The organism is Acidovorax sp. LjRoot66 (assembly GCF_964253305.1).
Classification (GTDB): Bacteria; Pseudomonadota; Gammaproteobacteria; order Burkholderiales; family Burkholderiaceae_C; genus Acidovorax.
Genome location: NZ_CAXUQU020000002.1, coordinates 353,209 through 373,672 on the forward strand (window position 1 = coordinate 353,209; position 20,464 = coordinate 373,672).

General features: G+C 64.4%; 16 protein-coding genes and 2 pseudogenes. 16 read left to right on the forward strand and 2 right to left on the reverse strand.

Annotated features, from left to right (window positions below; genetic code table 11):
- Positions 1 to 45: 45 nt before the first annotated feature.
- The 3 genes and pseudogenes from ACSQ3Y_RS34015 to ACSQ3Y_RS34025 form a co-directional block, all read left to right on the forward strand.
- Positions 46 to 492 (forward strand): annotated as a pseudogene (locus tag ACSQ3Y_RS34015) (aldehyde dehydrogenase family protein); the annotation flags it as partial.
- A gap of 175 nt (positions 493 to 667) precedes the next feature.
- Positions 668 to 1,567: a transporter gene (locus tag ACSQ3Y_RS34020; protein ID WP_436180415.1), complete on the forward strand. Its 900-nt coding sequence runs from the start codon at positions 668 to 670 to the stop codon at positions 1,565 to 1,567.
- Positions 1,568 to 1,804: 237 nt separating this feature from the next.
- Positions 1,805 to 2,695, forward strand: coding sequence for a helix-turn-helix domain-containing protein (locus ACSQ3Y_RS34025; RefSeq protein ID WP_436180416.1), 891 nt, complete (start codon positions 1,805 to 1,807; stop codon positions 2,693 to 2,695).
- Between the two features lie 17 nt (positions 2,696 to 2,712).
- Here the strand turns inward: ACSQ3Y_RS34025 and ACSQ3Y_RS34030 are convergent, their stop codons facing one another.
- On the reverse strand, positions 2,713 to 3,606 hold the full coding sequence (locus tag ACSQ3Y_RS34030; protein ID WP_301159126.1) for a LysR family transcriptional regulator: 894 nt from the start codon (positions 3,604 to 3,606) through the stop codon (positions 2,713 to 2,715).
- A 134-nt stretch (positions 3,607 to 3,740) separates the two neighbouring features.
- On the opposite strand from ACSQ3Y_RS34030, the gene ACSQ3Y_RS34035 reads away from it, so the two are divergent.
- The 7 genes from ACSQ3Y_RS34035 to ACSQ3Y_RS34065 all read left to right on the forward strand — a co-directional run bounded on the left by ACSQ3Y_RS34035 (position 3,741) and on the right by ACSQ3Y_RS34065 (position 12,319).
- On the forward strand, positions 3,741 to 4,901 hold the full coding sequence (locus tag ACSQ3Y_RS34035) for an acyl-CoA dehydrogenase family protein (protein ID WP_301159119.1): 1,161 nt from the start codon (positions 3,741 to 3,743) through the stop codon (positions 4,899 to 4,901).
- 93 nt (positions 4,902 to 4,994) lie between these two features.
- Entirely contained in the window at positions 4,995 to 5,936 is a 942-nt protein-coding gene (locus ACSQ3Y_RS34040) for a Bug family tripartite tricarboxylate transporter substrate binding protein (RefSeq protein WP_301159120.1), read from the forward strand.
- Between the two features lie 4 nt (positions 5,937 to 5,940).
- Positions 5,941 to 7,161, forward strand: a complete 1,221-nt coding sequence (locus ACSQ3Y_RS34045) for a CaiB/BaiF CoA transferase family protein (RefSeq protein ID WP_301159121.1) — start codon at positions 5,941 to 5,943, stop codon at positions 7,159 to 7,161.
- A 16-nt stretch (positions 7,162 to 7,177) separates the two neighbouring features.
- Positions 7,178 to 9,241: a 3-hydroxyacyl-CoA dehydrogenase NAD-binding domain-containing protein gene (locus tag ACSQ3Y_RS34050; RefSeq protein WP_301159122.1), complete on the forward strand. Its 2,064-nt coding sequence runs from the start codon at positions 7,178 to 7,180 to the stop codon at positions 9,239 to 9,241.
- 47 nt (positions 9,242 to 9,288) lie between these two features.
- Positions 9,289 to 10,497 carry a 3-oxoadipyl-CoA thiolase gene (pcaF, locus tag ACSQ3Y_RS34055; protein WP_301159123.1) on the forward strand — a complete coding sequence of 403 codons (1,209 nt, stop codon included), beginning with the start codon at positions 9,289 to 9,291 and terminating at the stop codon, positions 10,495 to 10,497.
- A gap of 14 nt (positions 10,498 to 10,511) precedes the next feature.
- Positions 10,512 to 11,261: an electron transfer flavoprotein subunit beta/FixA family protein gene (locus ACSQ3Y_RS34060; protein ID WP_301159124.1), complete on the forward strand. Its 750-nt coding sequence runs from the start codon at positions 10,512 to 10,514 to the stop codon at positions 11,259 to 11,261.
- 125 nt (positions 11,262 to 11,386) lie between these two features.
- Positions 11,387 to 12,319, forward strand: a complete 933-nt coding sequence (locus ACSQ3Y_RS34065; RefSeq protein ID WP_301159125.1) for an electron transfer flavoprotein subunit alpha/FixB family protein — start codon at positions 11,387 to 11,389, stop codon at positions 12,317 to 12,319.
- Positions 12,320 to 12,385: 66 nt separating this feature from the next.
- Here the strand turns inward: ACSQ3Y_RS34065 and ACSQ3Y_RS34070 are convergent, their stop codons facing one another.
- Positions 12,386 to 12,994, reverse strand: a complete 609-nt coding sequence (locus ACSQ3Y_RS34070; protein ID WP_373715357.1) for a glutathione S-transferase N-terminal domain-containing protein — start codon at positions 12,992 to 12,994, stop codon at positions 12,386 to 12,388.
- Positions 12,995 to 13,315: 321 nt separating this feature from the next.
- Here ACSQ3Y_RS34070 and ACSQ3Y_RS34075 point away from each other — a divergent pair.
- From ACSQ3Y_RS34075 to ACSQ3Y_RS34100, 6 genes and pseudogenes are all read left to right on the forward strand, one after another.
- Positions 13,316 to 13,474 (forward strand): annotated as a pseudogene (locus ACSQ3Y_RS34075) (4-aminobutyrate--2-oxoglutarate transaminase); the annotation flags it as partial.
- 247 nt (positions 13,475 to 13,721) lie between these two features.
- On the forward strand, positions 13,722 to 14,669 hold the full coding sequence (locus ACSQ3Y_RS34080; RefSeq protein WP_436180417.1) for a helix-turn-helix domain-containing protein: 948 nt from the start codon (positions 13,722 to 13,724) through the stop codon (positions 14,667 to 14,669).
- A gap of 369 nt (positions 14,670 to 15,038) precedes the next feature.
- Positions 15,039 to 16,787, forward strand: a complete 1,749-nt coding sequence (gene capB, locus ACSQ3Y_RS34085; protein ID WP_436180418.1) for a caprolactamase subunit beta — start codon at positions 15,039 to 15,041, stop codon at positions 16,785 to 16,787.
- 39 nt (positions 16,788 to 16,826) lie between these two features.
- Positions 16,827 to 18,905, forward strand: a complete 2,079-nt coding sequence (gene capA, locus ACSQ3Y_RS34090) for a caprolactamase subunit alpha (RefSeq protein ID WP_436180419.1) — start codon at positions 16,827 to 16,829, stop codon at positions 18,903 to 18,905.
- Positions 18,905 to 19,702: an ABC transporter ATP-binding protein gene (locus tag ACSQ3Y_RS34095; RefSeq protein ID WP_436180420.1), complete on the forward strand. Its 798-nt coding sequence runs from the start codon at positions 18,905 to 18,907 to the stop codon at positions 19,700 to 19,702. Before capA ends, ACSQ3Y_RS34095 begins: the two co-directional genes overlap by 1 nt.
- Complete coding sequence (locus tag ACSQ3Y_RS34100; protein ID WP_436180421.1) at positions 19,699 to 20,442, forward strand: ABC transporter ATP-binding protein; 744 nt, start codon at positions 19,699 to 19,701, stop codon at positions 20,440 to 20,442. The genes ACSQ3Y_RS34095 and ACSQ3Y_RS34100 overlap by 4 nt, the downstream gene beginning before the upstream one ends.
- The last annotated feature ends 22 nt before the right edge of the window (positions 20,443 to 20,464 follow it).

A 20,464-nucleotide genomic window follows, 5' to 3' on the forward strand; every position in this document is an offset into this window, starting at 1 on the left:
TTGCGTACCGTCACTTATTGCACTGAAAACGAGGAGACCCCGCGTCGCCGCATCGCAGCCATGGATAGATTTGTTGACGATGCGCGTCAGCGTGGTGCCAACATCCGGACAGGTGGTCATGCATTGCCAGGCGAGGGAAATTTTTATGCGCCCACCGTCATCACGGACTTGCCTGAAGACGCCCGCTTCTTGAATGAAGAGCCGTTCGGTCCGATGGCTGGAATTGTGCGCTTCGGGAACTTGGAGGATGCGTTGCAGCGCGCCAACCGACTGCCCTTTGGCTTGGCTTCCTATGCCTTCACAAGGTCAGCCAAAAACGCGCATGCCATCTCTCGTGGGCTGGAGGCCGGCATGGTGTCGATCAACCACATCGGATTGGCGCTGGCCGAGACACCGTTTGGGGGCCTCAAGGAGAGCGGCTACGGCAGCGAAGGCGGTAGCGAAACGTTCGATGGCTACCTGACCACCAAATTCATATCCCAACTCAACTGACGTTCTCGATGACCGCGGCTGCTGAACCCAGCCGCTTGGTTCGTTGAGTACGTGAACGAAAAAGGAGAAACATCGACACCCGATGAGTTCATATTTTTGCCCATGACTGTGCCGAACGCTCTTGGTCCAACGTGTCCTTGAGTATGTGATTCAAAAATATTTTCCAGGAGACAAGATGAATATTCAGTGCTTCCGCAGCTTGGCCGGGCTGCGTTCTGTGTTTGCGATGGTTCTTACTGCATCCGTGGTGAGCTCGGTCCATGCCATCGACACCGATCCAGGGGATTGGACCGCCCCGCCACCAGGCACCAACCTGTTTCTTCTCTACGCGCAGCACGCCAACAGGAACGCTCTCTACACCAACGGGCAACAAACCCCTAACGCAAAACTTGGCTCGGACGTGGCCATTCTTCGGTATGTTCGTCCAGTTGATGTCTCGGGCCTGATCGTTGCACCTCAGGTGTTGCTGCCTTGGGCGCGTTTGCGCACAGGTGGCGTGGTCGCAGGGCTTGGCAATGCGTCGAGTACCGGTGACTTGATCTTGGCCAGCCCGATCTGGTTTGCCAAGGCGGGCACGGCGTCGCGGAACTCTTTCTCGTTTGCTCCCTACCTGGTCCTGCCAACCGGTGATTACGACAAGGGTCAGACACTCAACATTGGTGAGAACCGATGGAAAGCTATTTTCCAGTTCGGTGGTACGTATCAACTGAGCAAGCAGATTGATGCAGAAGGGGCTATCGACGCAACCCTGTTCGGGAAGAATAAGGATTTTGGGGCCTCGGGTGCGGACACGCTTCAACAAAAACCGCTCTACCAACTGCAGGGTTCGCTGAACTGGCATCAAAGCCCGGGTACCTTGTTTGCAGTGGGCCTGTCACACACCTTTGGCGGCGTTCAGACGGTAAACGGCGTGTCCTTGAACAACGAGATGGCCACCACGAAAATGGCCCTGACAGCATCGACTTTTGTCAGTCCCTCCCTACAAGTGTTGGTGTCTGTCGGTCGCGATTTGAAGGTCGACAACGGATTCAAGGAATCCAGTCGTCTGAACGTCAGGATGCTCAAGGTATTCTGATTCGGTGGCCGACAACTGGCCATCGGTCCGGTAGGACCGATGGCCAAAGGTTGTCAGAACACCATTGGCGCATGCGTGGCAAAGCACCTTTCCCGTTACTCGCATCGCGAGCAGCAGGTACGTGTTTCTTCCCTGCCAACGCATCGCTCGGCGCTGAACGCACCCGTCTGGGCAAACCCTATAAACGCCATCGCTGGGAAGCTGTAAATTGATTGGTTAGTTTTCGGAGCTTGTTTCATGAACGCCTTGATCACGCCCGACGAAGTGCCGCGTTGGATCCCCGGCCGACTCACTCTGGATAGCACGCCTCTGGGGTGGGAAGAAACCGTTCTGAAGGGCTATCGCTACGACAGTCTCGATGTCGAAATACCCACGATGCGCGATTTCATGATCGTCGTCTATCGGGGTGGTGTGGCAGAAATGAGCCGACGAAGCGGTGGTCCTTGGCAGTCGGCAAGGGTCGAGCCGGGTGTTGTTTCCATCTTGACCCGCGCAGAACAGTCTCGGTGGCGATGGGACAAGGCGATCGATGTGTCCCATCTATACCTTTCCCAAAGCGCCGTTGCGCGTGTCGCTGGCGAAGTCTTCGACAAAGACATCAGGGATGTGGAGATGCAGGACATGATCCGGGCCGAAGATCCTGTTTTGCCTGCCTTGATCACCTTGTTTGAGAACGAACTCAACTGCGGCATGCTGGGCGGCCAACTCTATGTGGACGCCTTGAAGGCTCAACTGTGCATTCACATGTTGCGCCAATACGCCAAGGTCGTTTTTCGGGAATACCGCTCTTATGGCCGACTGTCTCCGGCGCAGTGTCGGCTGGTGGTGCAGTACATAGAAGAACACCTTGATCAGAATATTTCACTGCAGGATCTGGCAGGACTGGCCCAGTTGAGCGTCTTCGCTTTCATGCGTAAGTTTCGAGCCGAGTTTCAGTGTGCTCCACACGCCTATGTACTGGATCAACGGGTCAAGCACGCCCAGCGACAACTGGCGCGTCCGGACGTTCCGCTCAAGGTGGTGGCCGCCAACTGCGGGTTTTCAGATCAGAGCCACATGACCCGCGTTTTTAGACGTGTTCTCAACGTGACCCCTGCCGAGTTCAGGCGGTCTTGCGCCAGCACTTGAGGCGCTTGGGCCCAGCATCACGACCAGCGGGCAGCCTTGTTGATGATGAAGTCGATGAAGGTGCGCACCGCCAGTGTTTGATACCGCCCCGGCATCCGCAACAGGAATAGCCGGGTGCCAAAAATACTGAGGCGCCATGGATCCAGCGCGGTGACCACGCGTCCCGTTCTCACGTCTTCCTGAACGACATAGCTGGGGACCAGACCGATACCCAGTCCCGACAGAATCGCCTCGCGCAGGAACTGAAAGTTCTCGGACGCCAGCGTCGGGTTCAGCGTGACCTCCTGGCGCACTTCATCCCTGTAGGCCGCCAGGCGCAGTTCACGCCCCACCACCGACGATGTGATGAGCGGCAGGCGCCGCAGGGCTTCCAGATCTTCAGGCAGACCTGTCGTCCGGGCAAACCCGGTCGAAGCACAGGCCACGTAGCGCACCTGCGCCAGCTCTCGGGCCACCAAGGCCTCCGGCGGCTCTGACATGACGCGGATGGCGACGTCCACCTCGTCGCGCAGCAAGTCGTCCACACGGTTTTCAAACAGCAGCTCCAGGCTGATCTCGGGATACTGGCGCTTGAACTCCAGCAGCCAGTCGGTCATGACCAGTTGCCCGAAGCCGGTGGGCACGCTGACCCGGACGGCCCCATGGAGACCACGCCCCAGCATGGTGATGGCCTCCCTGGCTGCGGCGAGTTCGTCCCGGATGGCGCAGCCATGCCGGTAGAGCGTCTGGCCGATTTCGGTGGGTTCGATGCGCCGGGTCGTTCTGCGCACCAGTTGCACGCCCACCGACTTCTCCAGCTGCTGCAGGTGGTAGCTGACGTTGGCGCGGCTGACTTTCAGTTTGCGCGCAGCACTGCTCAGGTTGCCGGCATCCAGGATGTCCACCAGCAGCACCAGTCCGGTCAGGTCCATGGATTGATTGTCAAACATGATTTGACAGAGTGTTAAAGATTGGCCTGATTGTCAAACCAATCCGCGAACCACACAATCCCCCTGACCCCTACAAAGCCCCGTCTCAAGGGCACAACCCTGGAACTTCGAACGACATGGCTCTCGACTCAGAAACCTTTTCTCTGCTCAAGGACAGCGTGCAACGCTTCATCCGCGAGCGTCTGGTCCCCGCCGAAAACAGCGTGGAAGAACTGGACGACGTCCCCTCGGACATCGTCGATGACATGAAGGAACTGGGGCTGTTTGGCCTGTCGATTCCCGAGGAGTTTGGCGGCATCGGCCTGTCAATGGCACAGGAATGCGAAGTGGCTTACGAGCTGGGGCAGACCGCGCTAGCTTTCCGTTCCGTCGTGGGCACCAACATCGGCATTGGGTCCCAGGGCATCCTGATGGACGGCACCGTCGAACAGAAAGCTGAGTACCTGCCCCGCATCGCCAGTGGCGAACTGATCATCTCCTTTGCCCTCACCGAGCCCAACGCCGGGTCGGATGCCGCGGCGCTGCAGACCCGCGGCGTCCGGGACGGTGACGACTACCTGCTCAGTGGCAGCAAACGCTACATCACCAACGCGCCACGTGCTGGCGCCTTCACGCTGATGGCGCGCACCGACGGCCCTGGCGCGGGCGGTATCTCGGCCTTCATTGTTCCCTCGCACTTGCCCGGCATCACCCTGGGCAAGCCGGACAAGAAGATGGGTCAGCGCGGCACCAAGACCTGCGACGTGAACCTGGACAACGTGCGTGTGCCGGCGGCCAACATCATTGGCGGTGTGCCGGGCAAAGGTTTCAAGACGGCCATGAAGGTGCTGGACCGCGGCCGTCTCCACGTTTCCGCGCTGGCCTGCGGCATGGCGCAACGCATCCTGCAAGAGTCGATTGCCTATGCCCAGGAACGCAAGCAGTTTGGACAACGCATCGGAGACTTTCAGCTGGTGCAGGCCATGCTGGCCGATAGCCAGGCCGAGCTGCTGGCCGGGTGGTCCATGGTGAAGGCCGTGGCGCAGCGGTACGACGCCAAGCCGTTTGGTGTGACCGACCCCGAGGTGAGCATGCAGGCCTCGTGCACCAAGCTTTTCACGACCGAGATGGTCGGCCGTGTGGCGGACCGCGGCGTGCAGGTTCATGGTGGCGCGGGCTACATCAACGAATACAAGGTCGAGCGCTTTTACCGCGATGTGCGCCTGTTGCGCCTGTACGAGGGCACGACGCAGATCCAGCAACTGATCATCGGCAAACACCTCATGCGCCAAGACTGAACAGCCTCCACCCATCATCCACGTCCCAACCCTCGGAACAGCGCCATGTCAAAAAACCCATCCCCATTCATGAACCGTCGCCAACTCTTGTCCATGAGCGCACTGACCATCGTGCTGCCTGCGTGGGCACAGTCCGGCTATCCGAGCAAACCGATCACGATCCTGGTGCCTTTCCCCGCAGGCGGTACCACCGACATTCTTGGTCGTCTGGTGGGACGTCATCTGGCCACCCGTTTGGGTGGGACCGTGGTGGTGGACAACAAGCCCGGTGCGGGCGGCGCCATCGGTTCCGCGATGGTGGCCAAGGCAGTCGGTGATGGTCACACGCTGCTGATGGGAACGATCGGAACGCATTCCATCAACCAGTACCTCTACAAGAAGCTGGCCTACGATCCTTTCAAGGATTTCGCACCGATCGGTCTGGTCGCCATGGTCCCGAACGTGTTGGTCGTGAACCCGTCCCAGCCGATCAAGACGGTCAAGGACCTGATAGCGGCCGCCAAGGCCGCACCCGGCAAGCTGACCTACGCGTCAGCCGGCAACGGAACCTCGATTCATTTGTGCGGAGCCATGTTCGAGCAGATGGCCCAGGTTTCCATGGCGCACGTGCCTTATCGCGGCAGTGCACCGGCGATCACGGATTTGCTGGGTAACCAAACCACTTGCATGTTCGACAACCTGCCATCGGCCATGCCTCACATCAAGTCTGGTGCACTGCGTGCGGTTGCGGTGACAACGGCCAAGCGTTCCGCAGCGCTGCCGGATGTGCCCACGATTGCAGAGTCCGGCGTTGCGGGATACGACGCCAGCTCGTGGTTTGGGATGTGGGCTCCGGCGTCGACGCCGGCCAGCCTGGTCAGCCGCCTCAATGAAGAAATCAGGCAGATCCTGGCGCAGCCCGATGTCAAGCAAACGCTCAAGGAGCAGGGTGCGGAAGCCGCACCAGACAGTGCGGCGCAGTTTGCCGCCTTCATCCAGACCGAGGCCGCCAAATGGTCGAAGGTCGTTCAGACAGCCAACGTTCAACTGGACTGAACACATGGGCGCTCTCAGTCATGTGCGGGTCCTGGACCTGACGCGGATACTGGCCGGCCCCTGGTGCACGCAGACGCTGGCCGATCTGGGCGCGGATGTGATCAAGATCGAACGCCCCGGCCAGGGCGACGACACGCGGCAATGGGGCCCGCCGTATGCGCGCGATGCTTCGGGGCAAGACACGACCGAAGCCGCTTACTACCTAGCGGTCAACCGCAACAAGCGATCGGTCACGCTCGACATCTCCACAGCGGAAGGCCAAGGCCTGATCCGGCGCCTGTTGGCCGAATGCGATGTGCTGGTCGAGAACTTCAAGGTGGGTGACATGCAGCGCTACGGGCTTGACCACGAGAGCCTGCGCAGCGAACACCCGGGCCTCATCTATTGTTCGATCACGGGCTTCGGGCAGACCGGTCCGTACGCGCCACGTGCGGGCTACGACTTCATTGTGCAGGGCATGGGTGGATTCATGAGCGTCACCGGTGAGCGTGACGGCCTGCCCGGCGCTTCGCCCCAGAAGGCCGGGGTCGCGATCGCCGACCTGTTCACTGGCGCGCACGCCACCATTGCGATCCTGGCCGCGCTGAACCACAAGGAGCGCACCGGAGAAGGCCAGCACCTGGACATCTGCTTGCTGGACACGCAGGTGGCCATGATGGCGAATATGGCGACGAACTACCTGGCCACGGGATCGCCGCCGGTGCGCTGGGGCAATGCGCACCCCAACATCGTGCCTTACCAGGTGTTCAAGGTGGCGGATGGCTGGGTCATCGTGGCTTGTGGCAACGACGGGCAGTTCCGCAAATTGACACAGGTCGCAGGTCAGCCCGAACTGGCCGACGATCCGCGCTTTGCCAGCAATCCCGCTCGCGTGCGGCACCGGGATCAACTGGTGCCCTTGCTGGAGGCGCTGATGCTCCAGCGCGAGCGCGACGAATGGATCCGGCTGCTGGAGGCTGTGGGTGTGCCTTGCGGTCCCATCAACGACATGGCCGATGTGTTCAAGGACCCACAAGTGCTCGCACGGGGCATGCGCCAAGAGCTGCCCCATCCCACGGCCGACCAGGTCAGTGTTCCCGGCAGCGCCCTGAAGCTCTCGGCCACGCCGGTGAGCTACCGCAGAGCGCCACCCCTGCTGGGCCAACACACGCACGAAGTCCTCCAGTCGCTGGCCGCCTTGTCCGACGACGAACTGGACACGCTGAAGAATCGCCAGATCATCTGAATCCCTGACCTACCCCATGACCCAACCACCACTGACAGCTCAACGTGTAGCACGTGTTGAACTCAACGCCCCTCCCGTCAACAGCCTGGGCATCACGCTGCGCAAGCACATCGTTGAATCGATCCGCGCAGCCGAAGCCGATCCGCAAGTGGCGGCGATCGTGCTCATCGGCACGGACAAGGCCTTTTCGGCCGGCGCCGACGTGGCCGAGTTCGGCACGGCCCTGCAGTTTGAAGCGCCCATGTTGCGCGACGTCATCGCGGCCATCGAAGCCTGCCAGAAGCCGGTGGTTGCGGCCCTCTCCGGCGTGGCCCTGGGCGGTGGCCTGGAGCTGGCGCTGGGATGCCATGCGCGGGTGGCATTGGCCTCCGCCCGCCTGGGCACGCCTGAAATTCAGCTGGGCCTGATCCCCGGCTCGGGCGCCACCCAGAAACTGCCTCGGTTGATGGGCGCTGATCGTGCGCTCGCGATGATGAGCTCGGGGCAGGCCCAGACCGCAGAACAGCTGTCGGATTCGGGACTGCTGGACCTGGTGGTGCGGCAAGACCTGTGGGCCGCAGCCTCGACCCTGGCCCTAGAACTCGCAGAGCAAGCCCTGCCGTTGCCGCGCGCACGCGACCAGACCGTCGATGCCGCCACCGTCGATCAGGCGGCTGAAAAAGCGTCTGCGCGGTTCAACAAACGCCAGCGCGCACAGCCGGCCTACCTGGCCCTGATGGACGCTGTCAGGGCCAGCGCGCTGCCGTTTGACGAGGGCATGCTGCGTGAGCGCGAGCTGTTCCTGTCGCTGATGCAAAGCAGCGAAGCGGCCGCCTTGCGCTACCAGTTCCGGGTGCAGCGGGAGTCGGCCAAGCTGCCGACCAACCTTTCAGCAACACCGCGTGCTTTCGACCATGTCGCCGTGATCGGCGCCGGCACCATGGGAACGGGTATCGCCATTGCCGCCCTGGAAGCCGGGCTGCAGGTCAGCTTGCTGGAGCAGTCGGCGGATGCGTTGGAGCGAGGTTCGTCCCGCATCGCCGAGCACTTTGCGTCACGGGTGAAGGCTGGCAAGGTCGATGCGGCCACGGCCGAACGCCTGCTGGGCCTGCTGACGGCGACGCTGGACTGGCCTTCGTTGCAGGCAGCAGACGTGGTGATCGAGGCCGTGTTCGAGGACCTGGCGGTCAAACAATCGGTGTTTCGCCTGATCGACCAGCACGCCCGGGTGGGCGCTGTCCTGGCCACCAACACCTCTTACCTGGACACCGATGCGATCGCGTCGGTGACGTCCCGACCGCAGGATGTTCTGGGTCTGCACTTCTTCAGTCCGGCCAATGTCATGAAGCTGCTGGAAGTGGTTCAAGGCAAGGACAGTGCCGCGGATGCGATGGCCACGGCCATGGCCCTGGGCAAACAGCTGAAGAAGATTCCCATTCTCTGTGGCAACGCCTTCGGTTTCATCGGCAACCGCATCTACAACGCCTACCGCAAGCAGTGCGAGTTCATGCTGGAAGACGGGGCCTGGCCCGAGGACGTCGACCGGGCCCTGACCGACTTCGGTTTCGCCATGGGACCGTTCGCCGTGGCCGATCTCTCGGGTCTGGACATCGCCTGGCGCATGCGGCAGGCCGGCGCCGCCACCCGCGACCCGCGGGAACGCTATGTGCACATCCTCGACCGTTTGTGCGAGATGGGCCGCATGGGGCGCAAGACCCAGGCGGGCTACTACACCTACACCGACGGCAAGGCCAGCCCCGCCACCGACGAGGTGGTGCGTGGCGTCATCGCGCAGGCCTCTGCAGCGCGCGGCATTGAGCGCTCGCCACTGTCGGCCGAGACCATCCAGCGCCGAGCCCTGCTGGCCATGGTGAACGAAGCCGCGCTGCTGTTCAGCGAAGGGGTGGCGCACCGCGCGGGCGACATCGATGTGGTGCTGGTCAACGGCTACGGCTTCCCATCCTGGGTGGGCGGCCCCGTGCACTGGGCCCGGACCGAGCCCCGCGCCCGTCTGGATCAGGAACTGGATCGGCTCATCGCAGCGAACGGTTTTGGCGCGGCGCGCGCCACGCCGGCCATGCTGGACCGTCTGCTCGGCTGAACCGCGCACTTTTTTTTCTTGTCTTTTCTCTTCACTTGATTTCTGTCATGACCACTTCCCAAGCCTTCATCTGCGACGCCATCCGCACCCCTTTCGGTCGCTACGGTGGTGCACTGTCTTCTGTGCGAGCCGACGACCTGGGCGCCATCCCCTTGCGAGCACTGATGGTCCGCAACCCGAACGTGGACTGGGCGTCTGTTGTGGATGTGATCTACGGCTGTGCCAACCAGGCCGGCGAAGACAACCGCAACGTCGCCCGTATGAGCAGCCTGCTCGCAGGTCTGCCGCTGGAAGTACCCGGCGGTACCGTCAACCGCCTGTGTGGTTCGGGGCTGGACGCCATCGGCACAGCTGCACGCGCCATCAAGGCCGGTGAAGCCGGCCTGATGATCGCGGGCGGGGTGGAAAGCATGAGCCGCGCGCCCTTCGTGATGCCCAAAGCCGAGAGCGCCTTCAGTCGCAACAACGCCGTCTACGACACCACCATCGGCTGGCGCTTCGTCAACAAGCTCATGAAAGCCCAGTACGGTGTGGACTCCATGCCCGAGACGGCCGAGAACGTGGCGACCGATTTCAAGATCGAGCGCGAAGCCCAGGACCGCATGGCCCTAGCCAGCCAGATGAAGGCCGTGGCCGCGATCAAGGCCGGGCACCTGGCGCGCGAGATCTGTGCTGTGAGCATCCCGCAGAAGAAGGGCGACGCCCTGATCGTGGACACCGACGAACACCCGCGCGAAACCAGCCTGGAAACGCTGGCCAAACTGAAAGGTGTGGTGCGGCCCGACGGCACCGTGACGGCGGGCAACGCCAGCGGCGTGAACGACGGCGCCTGCGCGCTGCTGCTGGCCGACGAAGCCACCGCCGCGAAGAACGGATTGACCCCCAGGGCCCGCATCGTGGGCATGGCCACGGCGGGGGTGGCACCGCGCATCATGGGCATCGGCCCGGCGCCCGCGACGCAGAAGGTGCTGGCGCTCACCGGTCTGACGCTCGAACAGCTGGACGTGATCGAACTCAACGAAGCCTTCGCCGCGCAAGGCCTGGCGGTGCTGCGCACCTTGGGGTTGAAAGACGACGATGAGCGCGTGAACGCCTGGGGCGGCGCCATCGCGCTGGGTCACCCGCTGGGCGCCAGCGGCGCGCGCCTGGCCACCACGGCGGTCAACCGCCTGCACGCCACCGGCGGTCGCTACGCGCTGTGCACCATGTGCATCGGGGTGGGGCAGGGCATTGCATTGATCATCGAACGCATCTGAAGGGAATCAACACCATGAAGGTCATCGTCCCCGTCAAACGCGTGGTGGACTACAACGTCAAGGTGCGCGTCAAGGCCGACCAGTCCGGCATGGACCTGGCCAACGTCAAGATGAGCATGAACCCGTTTGACGAGATCGCGGTCGAAGAAGCCGTGCGCCTGAAAGAAAAGGGTGTCGTCACCGAAGTCATCGCCGTCTCCTGCGGCGTCACGCAGTGCCAGGAAACCCTGCGCACCGCCATGGCCATCGGCGCCGACCGCGCCATCCTGGTGGAAACGGCTGAAGAACTGCAGCCGCTGGCCGTGGCCAAGCTGCTCAAGGCCCTGATGGACAAGGAACAGCCCGGCCTGGTGATCCTGGGCAAGCAGGCGATCGACGACGACTGCAACCAGACCGGCCAGATGCTCGCCGCGCTGGCCGACCTGCCGCAGGGCACTTTTGCGTCCAAGGTCGAAGTGGTGGACGGGAAAGTCAATGTGACCCGTGAAGTCGACGGTGGCCTGGAAGTCCTGAGCCTCACGCTGCCGGCCATCGTCACCACCGACCTGCGCCTGAACGAGCCGCGTTATGTGACGTTGCCCAACATCATGAAGGCCAAGAAAAAGCAGATGGACATCGTCAAGCCCGAAGACCTCGGTGTGGACGTGAGCCCGCGCCTGAAGACCCTGAAGGTCTGCGAGCCGCCCAAACGCGGTGCGGGCATCAAGGTGGCCGATGTCGCCGCACTCGTCGACAAGCTGAAAAACGAAGCGAAGGTGATTTGACCCCCCCGCGTCGCCTGCGGCGTCACCCCCCAGGGGGCGCGCCTGGTGGCCCGGCAAAGCCGGTTCCACGGGCGCCTGGAATCAAGACACCTCGCTCATCGAACACTGTTTAAGGAATTCAAGTCATGACCGCACTCGTCATTGCCGAACACGACAACGCCAGCATCAAAGGCGCCACGCTCAACACCGTCACCGCCGCCGCCCAGTGCGGGGGTGAGGTGCACGTGCTCATCGCCGGCCACAACGCCGGCCCGGCCGCCGCAGCCGCGGCCCAGATCGCCGGCGTCGCCAAAGTCATCCACGCCGACGCCGAGTACCTGGCGCACGGCCTGTCCGAGAACATGGCCGCCCAGGTGCTGGCCATCGCATCGAACTACAGCCACCTCCTGTTCCCGGCCACGGCCAGTGGCAAGAACATCGCCCCGCGAGTGGCCGCCAAGCTCGACGTCGGCCAGATCAGCGACATCACCAAGGTGATCGCCGCCGACACGTTTGAACGCCCCATCTACGCTGGCAATGCCGTGGCCACGGTTCAGAGCATGGACGCCACCCACGTCATCACCGTGCGCACCACCGGTTTCGACCCGGCAGCAGCATCCGGTGGCAGCGCCGCGGTGGAAACCACCGCCGCTCTGGCCGACAGCGGCAAGAGCACCTTCCTGGGCAGCGAAATCGCCAAGAGCGACCGCCCCGAACTCACCGCCGCCAAGATCATCGTCAGCGGCGGCCGTGCCCTGGGCAGCGCCGAGAAGTTCAACGAGGTCATGACGCCGCTGGCCGACAAGCTCGGTGCGGCACTCGGCGCGAGCCGTGCTGCGGTGGACGCGGGCTATGCGCCCAACGACTGGCAGGTCGGCCAGACCGGCAAGATCGTGGCGCCGCAGCTGTATGTGGCCTGTGGCATCTCGGGTGCCATCCAGCACCTGGCCGGCATGAAGGACAGCAAGGTGATCGTGGCGATCAACAAGGACCCCGAGGCACCGATCTTCTCGGTGGCCGACTACGGCTTGGAGGCCGACTTGTTCACCGCTGTGCCGGAACTAGCGGGTGCGCTGTAAGTACCCTGAATATGAATAAAAAGCGGGCGCCTTGCAGGCGCCCGCTTTGCATGTGGGAGAGATCACTCAGTCCAGCGACCAGGTGGCCGCCATCTCCGGGCGCTGGCTGTATCCCGCATACCAGGAAGCCACATAGGGGTGTCGCTCACGCCAGCCCAAGTCAGCGAAGCGAAGATCCAGGTACCACAATGCACAGCCCACAGCGATCGTCCCAATGTCCACACGGTCGGCCAGCTTTTGCGGGTCATCATTGAGCGCCGCTAGCGACGTTTCCACCTTGTCCAGTTGCGCCGCCTTCCACTCGGCCCAGCGAAACGCCTCTGGACGTGCGGCGTCTTCGTAGCGCGCCAGCACGGCTGCGTCCAGCATACCGTCGGCCAATGACTGCAAGGTGAGCGTCTCCCAGCGTGCCAGGCCTGTTGCAGGGATCAGTGATCCGTGTGCCAGATCGTTGAGGTATTCGCAGATCACCCGGCTGTCGTACAGGACCTGTCCTTCGTCGGTGAAAAAGGTGGGCACCTTTCCCAGCGGATTGGACACGATGATGTCCTGGTCTCGGTTGATCGGGTGAGCACTGCAGGGCAGCAGCGTGATGCGTTCATTCAAGCCCAGCGACAGGCCTGTGATCAGGCACTTGCGAACAAAGGGGGAGAAAGGGGAGAAGAGAATTTTCATGGTGTTTTGCACGCGGACAGAAAACTTCGATGAGGTCAGGGGTGTCCCGGGCTTTTTGAGGGCTGTGTGCCTCGACGTTCACGACAACATGATTCTCGTTGAGTCCTCGGAAGTTCGCTGACGCGTCCCGGCGTACCGCCGTCGGGCTCTGCGGGCTTCGCCCCGCGCCCCGTACCGGGTCGCGGCCATGCGGCTTCGATCCCTGACGCTCCGGCCGTCCCGGCCTGCGCGCTGCGCTTGCCTGTTTCACGCCTGCAGGTGTGGTGGGGCTGGCTTGCTGATCCCTTCATCCTTGCACACCGTTCTCGCCGTCAAGGTCTGCGTGCCGAGGCCACGAAACGCGGCCTGATCCTGCTGACCTGCGGCACCTATGGCAACGTGATCCGCATCCTGGTGCCGCTGACGGCCAGCGACGCGCTGCTCGACGAAGGCCTGGCCATCATCGGAGCATCCCTGGAGGCCGCCATCGCCCCACGCTGAACCTGCCCCGATCCCGGCCTGCCCGCCAGGCCGCCGTCAGCCCGATGCAGCCTGCGCCGCATCGGGCTGCGGCCGTTTCGATGCGCCGACGCCGGCCGTATCAGCGGCTCCAGTGAATAGGTAGAAAACCCAATGCCCCGAAATTCTTCCGCCTTTAGAGTCGCCCCTACCCAACGGCAAGGTTCGGACCGCACATCGAAGCAGATGCCCGGCAGACAGGCTGTACGTCACTCCTGAGGCACGCGCCATGTACCAGCGCTTTTCCACGGCCGATGTCCCACGAAACCATGAATTCGGTTTCTGGCGCGATGTCATTGCCAATGCGTACTTCCATCTCCAGCTCAACTTCCGCGACCAGCACCGGTTCAGCGGCACCCTGGAGTCCTGGGATCTGGGGCTGGTATCCCTGTCGCGGCTCGATTGCAACGCTCTGCAATACCAGCGGCTGAACCAGCATTGCCGGGCCGCCGCGCCGCAAATTCTGGTCACCGTCCCCCTGCGCAGCGAGGTAGAGTTTTCCCAGTTGGGGCGTCAAACGCGCTGCGCGCCCGGGCAATTCATTCTGGAACACAGCGACGAACCCTATGAATTCAGCCACGCGGCGCACAACGACATGTGGGTGCTCAAGCTGCCGGACACTGCCCTCAAGGCGCGCGTGGGCAACACCAACCGTTTCTGCGCGCAGCACTTCGACACCACCACGGGCATGGGCAAGCTCTTCAGCGACTATCTGCAGCTGATCACACGGCACTGCACTCCCCAGCAAAGCCAGGGCGCCCTCGCGCTCATGGGCATGCAGCTGATCGAACTGCTCGGCGTCGCGCTCAAGGAAGCGCCCTCGGTGCTGCAGTCCTCGCTCTCCATCGTGCGCACGGCCCACCTGGCACGCATCGAGGCCTACACCCGGCAGCAGCTGGCCGATCCGCACCTGGACCCAGAAGCCATCGCCCGCGAAAGCGGCATCTCGCTGCGCTACCTGCACGACCTGTTCAAGGACACAGGCCAGACCGTATCGCAGTGGATCCGCGACCTGCGCCTGCAATCGGCCTACGAACAGCTCTCCCAGGCGCCCACGGGCAGCTCGGTCGCCCAGATCGCCTATGCCTGCGGCTTCAACGACCAGACCCAGTTCAGCCACGCCTTCAAGCGGCGCTATGGCGAAACACCCAGCGAAGTGCTGAAGCGGCGCCAGTAGTCAGGGCGCAAAGCCATACAGGCATCCCGGGGCGGTGGGTAGCCGCCTCCAGGTTCAACACCCCTGGTGCCATCACCCGGGCGGCATGCATCTCATTGATGCACGGATCCGCCCAGCTCCGGGAGCGCGCAGCGACGCGCTTGACTGCCAAACGCCGGTCAATCCTCCTGCAGACATGCCGCCAAGCGTGCGCTCATAGGGAAAGTCCCGACGCGCAGTGCACGCAGCCACAAGCCGTGGTGCACGCAAACACAAGCCAGAAACGGGTTCAAAACCCAGAATTTCTCCTGTACCGAGCTTCGTTTCAGTCCCTTGAAACGACCCATGGATCGCTCGCCGTTGGCTCGCGGCGCGCACAGGAGAGAACCGATGAAAAACCCGAGAAAAGTTGACCCGATCACGCTGGCCGTGGTGCGCGGCGCACTGGAGACGACGCAGCGCGAGATGACCCTGACCCTGGAGAAGACGGCACGCTCCAGCGTCTTCAACGTGGCGCACGACTACAGCAACGCGCTGTTCAACCACCGCGCCGAGATGATCCTGCAGGGCCAGGACATCCCGGTCCACCTCGGCGGCCTGATGCCCGCAATGAAGGCGGTGGCGAAGTACTTCGGGGACGACATCCACGAAGGCGATGTGATCTACCACAACGACCCCGTGATGATGGGCAGCCACATCCTGGACTGCTGCATGTACAAGCCCGTGTTCCACCAGGGCAAGCTGGTGTTCTGGAGCGTGTGCAAGGGCCATGTGACCGACATCGGCGGCCCCGTGCCGGCGGGCTACAACCCCGATGCCAAGGAAATCTACGCCGAAGGCCTGCGCATCCCGCCCGTGAAGCTGTGGGACAAGGGCCGGCCACGCGAGGATGTCATCAACTTCATCCTCTCCAACGTGCGCGCGCGCCGCGACTGGGAAGGCGACCTGCGCGCGCAATACGGTGCTGTGCAGATCGGCGAGCGCAACCTGCTCGCGCTACTCGACAAATACGGCGTCGAGGAAGTCCAGGCCTGCATCGACGAGCTGATGGACATGGCCGATCGCTCCATGCGCAACCTGTTCGCCAGCACCAAGGATGGCACCTACGAAGCCAGCGCCGTTCTCGAAGATGCCGGCCACGGCCTGGGTGAGCTGACCATCAAGGCCACGGTGACGATCGCCGGCGACACCTGCCATGTGCGCATCGACAGCCCGCCCCAGGTGCCCTACTTCATCAACTCCTATGAAGGCAATTCCTACTCGGGCGTGTACCTGGGACTGATGATGTTCGCCAAGGTGCCTCCCCCGTACAACGAAGGGCTGTACCGCTGCGTGACGGTGGACATGGGCCCCAAGGGCACGCTGTGCAACGCGGCCGAACCGGCGCCGCACGTCAACTGCACCACCACGCCCATGGAAACGCTGGCGGACGCCGTGCGCCTGGCGCTGGAGCAGGCCGCGCCCGAGCGCGCCGTGGGCTCCTGGTGCCATGCCAGCGGCATCAACATCGCCGGCCACGACCAGCGCACCGGAGAGCCCTACGTGACCATGATCCTGGCCTCGCTGATCGGCGGCGCGGGCGCCACGGCGCACCTCGACGGCTGGAACTCGGTGGGCCCGCAGTGCAGCTTCGGCGCGCTCAGCTCGGGCGACATCGAGATCATGGAGTACTCCTACCCCATCCAGATCCACCGCTACGGGCTGGTGCCCGACAGCGGCGGCGCCGGCTACCACCGCGGCGGCTGCGCCACGGTGTGGGAGGTCGAGCCCCTGGACCACGAAATGACCGCCATCAGCTTCGGCGAAGGGCGCCTGTACCCGGCCCTGGGCGCCAACGGCGCGCAGAGCGCCTGTCCGGACCTCAAGCTCGGGCGCGTCGAGCGCAAGCAGGGCGAGGAAATCACCGAGGTGATGCGCAGCAACGCCATCCTGACCGTGCAGCCCGGCGAGCGCGTGGCCACCATCAATCCGGGCGGCGGGGGCTGGGGCAACGCCTTCGAACGCGAAATCTCGCGCGTGGTCCACGACGTACGCAACGGCTATGTGTCGCTGGAGGCAGCGGCACGCGAATACGGCGTTGCGGTGGACACCGCCACCTGGACCGGCACCGCCTGCGGCGCGCGCCTCGCCAAGGCCTGAGCCCGCCCCTGAACCGACACGAACGACTGAGAGACACACATGACTACCTACCGACTGGGCGTGGACGCTGGCGGCACCTTCACCGACTTCGTCCTGGCCGATGACCAGGGCAACACCCACCTCTTCAAGGCCACCTCGACCCCCGAGGACGGCACCCGCGCCATCGCCGACGGCTTCGCGCAGATCTCGGAAAAGCTCGGCAAGCCGATGCACGAGATCCTCGCGCGCACCGACCTGTGCGTCAACGGCACCACCGTGGCGCTGAACGCGCTGATCCAGCACAAGGGCGTCAAGACCGGGCTGATCTGCACGGCCGGGCACGAGGACTCGCTGGAAATCCGCCTCGGCCACAAGGAGGAAGGCTACCGCTACGACGCCGAGTACCCGCCGGCGCGCCAGCTGGTGGAGCGCCACCTGCGCGTGCCGGTGCGCGAGCGCGTGCTGGCCGACGGCAGCATCCGCACCCCGCTGCACGAGGAAGACGTGCGCGCCGCCTGCGAGCTGTTCCGCCGGGAAGGCGTGCAGGCCGTGGCCATCTCCTTCCTGTGGTCGGTATCGAACGACGCCCATGAGCGGCGCGCCGCGCAGATCGTGCGCGAGCTGCTGCCCGATGTGTACGTCTCGGTCGGCATCGAGGTGTTCCCGCAGATGCGCGAATACACGCGCACCTCCACCGCCGTGGTCAACGCTTACCTGGGGCCGGTGCTGAAGAACTACGTCGAGCGCATCGACACCTTTTACCGCGAACAGGGCACCCAGGTGCCCGTGCGCTACTTCCAGTCCAACGGCGGCATGGCCGCGCGCGACGTGATGGTCTCGCGCGCCGTCAACGCCATCAACTCCGGCCCGGCATCGGCCCCCATGGCCGGGCGCTACATCACGCGGCCGCTGGACATCCGCAACTTCATCACCGTGGACATGGGCGGAACCTCGTTCGACATCACGCTCACGCACGAGGACAAGACCAACATCGACAAGGACATCGACTTCCTGCGCTACCGCATCGGCTCCCCGATGATCCAGGTGGAGACGCTGGGCGCGGGCGGTGGTTCCATCGCCTGGATCGACCAGATGGGCGTGCTCAACGTCGGCCCGCAGTCCGCCGGCGCCATGCCCGGGCCGGCCTGCTACCAGCGCGGCGGCACGCAGCCCACGGTGACCGACGCCAACGTTGTCCTGGGCTACCTGAACCCGGAATCGCTGCTGGGCGGTCGCCTGCCCATCGACGCGGCCGCGTCGCGCCAGGCCATTTCGCACCATCTGGCCGAGCCCCTGTACATCAGCGTGGAAAAGGCCGCCTACGGCATTTTCAGCATCGTCAACAACAACATGGTCAACGGCATCCGCCGCGTGTCCATCGAGCGCGGCTACGACCCGCGCGACTTCGCCCTCATCGGCGCGGGCGGCGCCACCGGCCTGCACCTGACGGCGCTGGCCCAGGAGATCGGCTGCCGCACGGTGCTGGTGCCCAAGCTGGCCTCGGGCCTGTGCGCCTTCGGCCAGTTGCTGTCTGACATCAAATACAACTACATGGCGGCCACCCCCATGCGGCTGGACGACCGCGCCCCGCTGGCGGACCTGGAAAACCGCTTCCGCTCGCTGGAGCATGACGGCATCACCGTCATGCAGGCCGAGGGCATTCCGCTGAGCCGCATCGCCTTCCGTCGCAGCATCGACATGCGCTATGTCGGCCAGGTGCACGAGTGCACGGTGGACATCGGTAACACCCCGGTGAACGCCGCCAACCTGCCGTACATCAAGCAGCTGTTCCACGACCTGCACAAGCAGCTGTTCACCTACAACGAGCCCGACAGCCTGGTCGAAGTGGTGAACATCGAGTCCACCGTGTTCGGCAAGAGCGCGCTGCTGCCCCCGCCCCGGATGCCAGCCGGCGGCAAGGCACAGGAAGCCGTCCGCACGCGCCGGCAGATGATCTTCAGCGCCGAGGGCAGCACCGTCCTGACCCCCGTGTACGACGGCGAGAAGCTGGGGGCTGACGACGTCGTCGAGGGCCCGGCCGTGATCGAGGAGCCCACCACCACCGTGGTCATCTCGCCCGGATGGACGGCACGGCTCGACGAGAGCGGCACCTACGTCATCACCCGGAACGCCCTCTGATGCCAAACGCCCACGCCCCATCCGCCCTGCCCCGGCAGTTGCGCGCCGAAGCGGTCAGCCTCACCTTCTCGGGGGTGCGCGCGCTCAAGTCCGTGAGCCTGTCGCTCGAACGCGGCAGGGTGCTGGGCCTGATCGGCCCCAACGGGGCCGGCAAGACCACGATGGTCAATGTGCTCAGCGGCTTCAACACGCCCGGCGCGGGCCGGGTGCTGCTGGACGACCGCCCGCTGCAAGGCCTGGGTGCTGACCGTTTCCGGCGCATCGGCGTGGCCCGCACCTTCCAGGGCGGTCGGCTGTTTCGCGACCTGTCGGTGCAGGACAACCTGGAGGCGGCCGGCGTCGGCCTGGGCATGTCGCGCCGCGACGCCGGCGTAGAGGCGCGGCGCATCCTGCACTGGCTGGGGCTGGCGCACCTGGCAAGCATGCCCGCCAGCGCCCTGCCCTATACCGACGAGCGCCGCGTGGGCATCGCCCGCGCCGTGGTCGGCGGCCCGGCCTTCCTGCTGCTGGACGAACCGGCCGCCGGCATGAACGACCACGAGGCCAGCGACCTGCGCGCCACCATCGCCCAGCTCGTCGAGCACATCGGTTGCGGCGTGCTGCTGATCGAGCACAACGTGCGCCTGGTGCTGAGCATCTGCAGCCACATCGTGGTGATGGACGCGGGCGAAGTGATCGTCCAGGGCGACCCGGACGCCATCCGTGGCAGCGAGCGCGTGCGCCACGCCTACATGGGCACGGCCGATGGCGGCGACGCCGCGCTGCCAGCACCCACCACCGAGGAGGCCTGCGCATGACCACCCCCCTGCTGAGCATCCAGGACCTGCACGTGCGCTACGGCGGCATCGCCGCGCTGCGCGGCCTCGACCTCACCATCCATGCTGGCGAGACCGTCATGGTCACCGGCCCCAACGGCGCGGGCAAGTCCACGCTGATGAAGGCCATCGCCGGCCTGGTCAAGCCGCGCCAGGGCCGCATCGTCTTCGACGGCCAGCTGACCACCGGCCGCGCGCCCGAGACCGTGGCCGCGAGCGGCTTCTCGCTGGTACCCGAGGGCCGGCAGGTCTTCGGCTCGATGACCGTGCTGGAGAACCTGCGCATCGGCACCGGCCTGCGCCGCAACGCCCTGGCCGTGGCCGCCGACCTGGAATACCTGCTCGACGTGTTCCCGCTGCTGCGCGAACGCGCCCACGGGCAGGCCGGGCTGCTCTCGGGCGGACAGCAGCAGATGCTGGTGATCGCCCGCGCCCTCATGGCCGCGCCGCGCCTGCTGGCCATCGACGAGCCTTCGCTCGGCCTGGCGCCGCGCGTGACCGACCAAGTATACGAGGCCCTGCTGCGCCTGCGCGCCGAGCGCGACCTGACACTGCTGATCGTCGAACAGAGCGCCAGCCGCGCCCTCCTGACCGGCGGCCGCATGGTGATGCTGCGCGAGGGCGGCATCGTCCTCGAAGGCGATCCGCGCCAGATCACGGCGCAGCAGATGCAGCAGGCCTATTTCGGCTACGACGCCGCGCCAGCGGCCATGCACGCCTGACGTTCCCCACCCCACGCCGCAC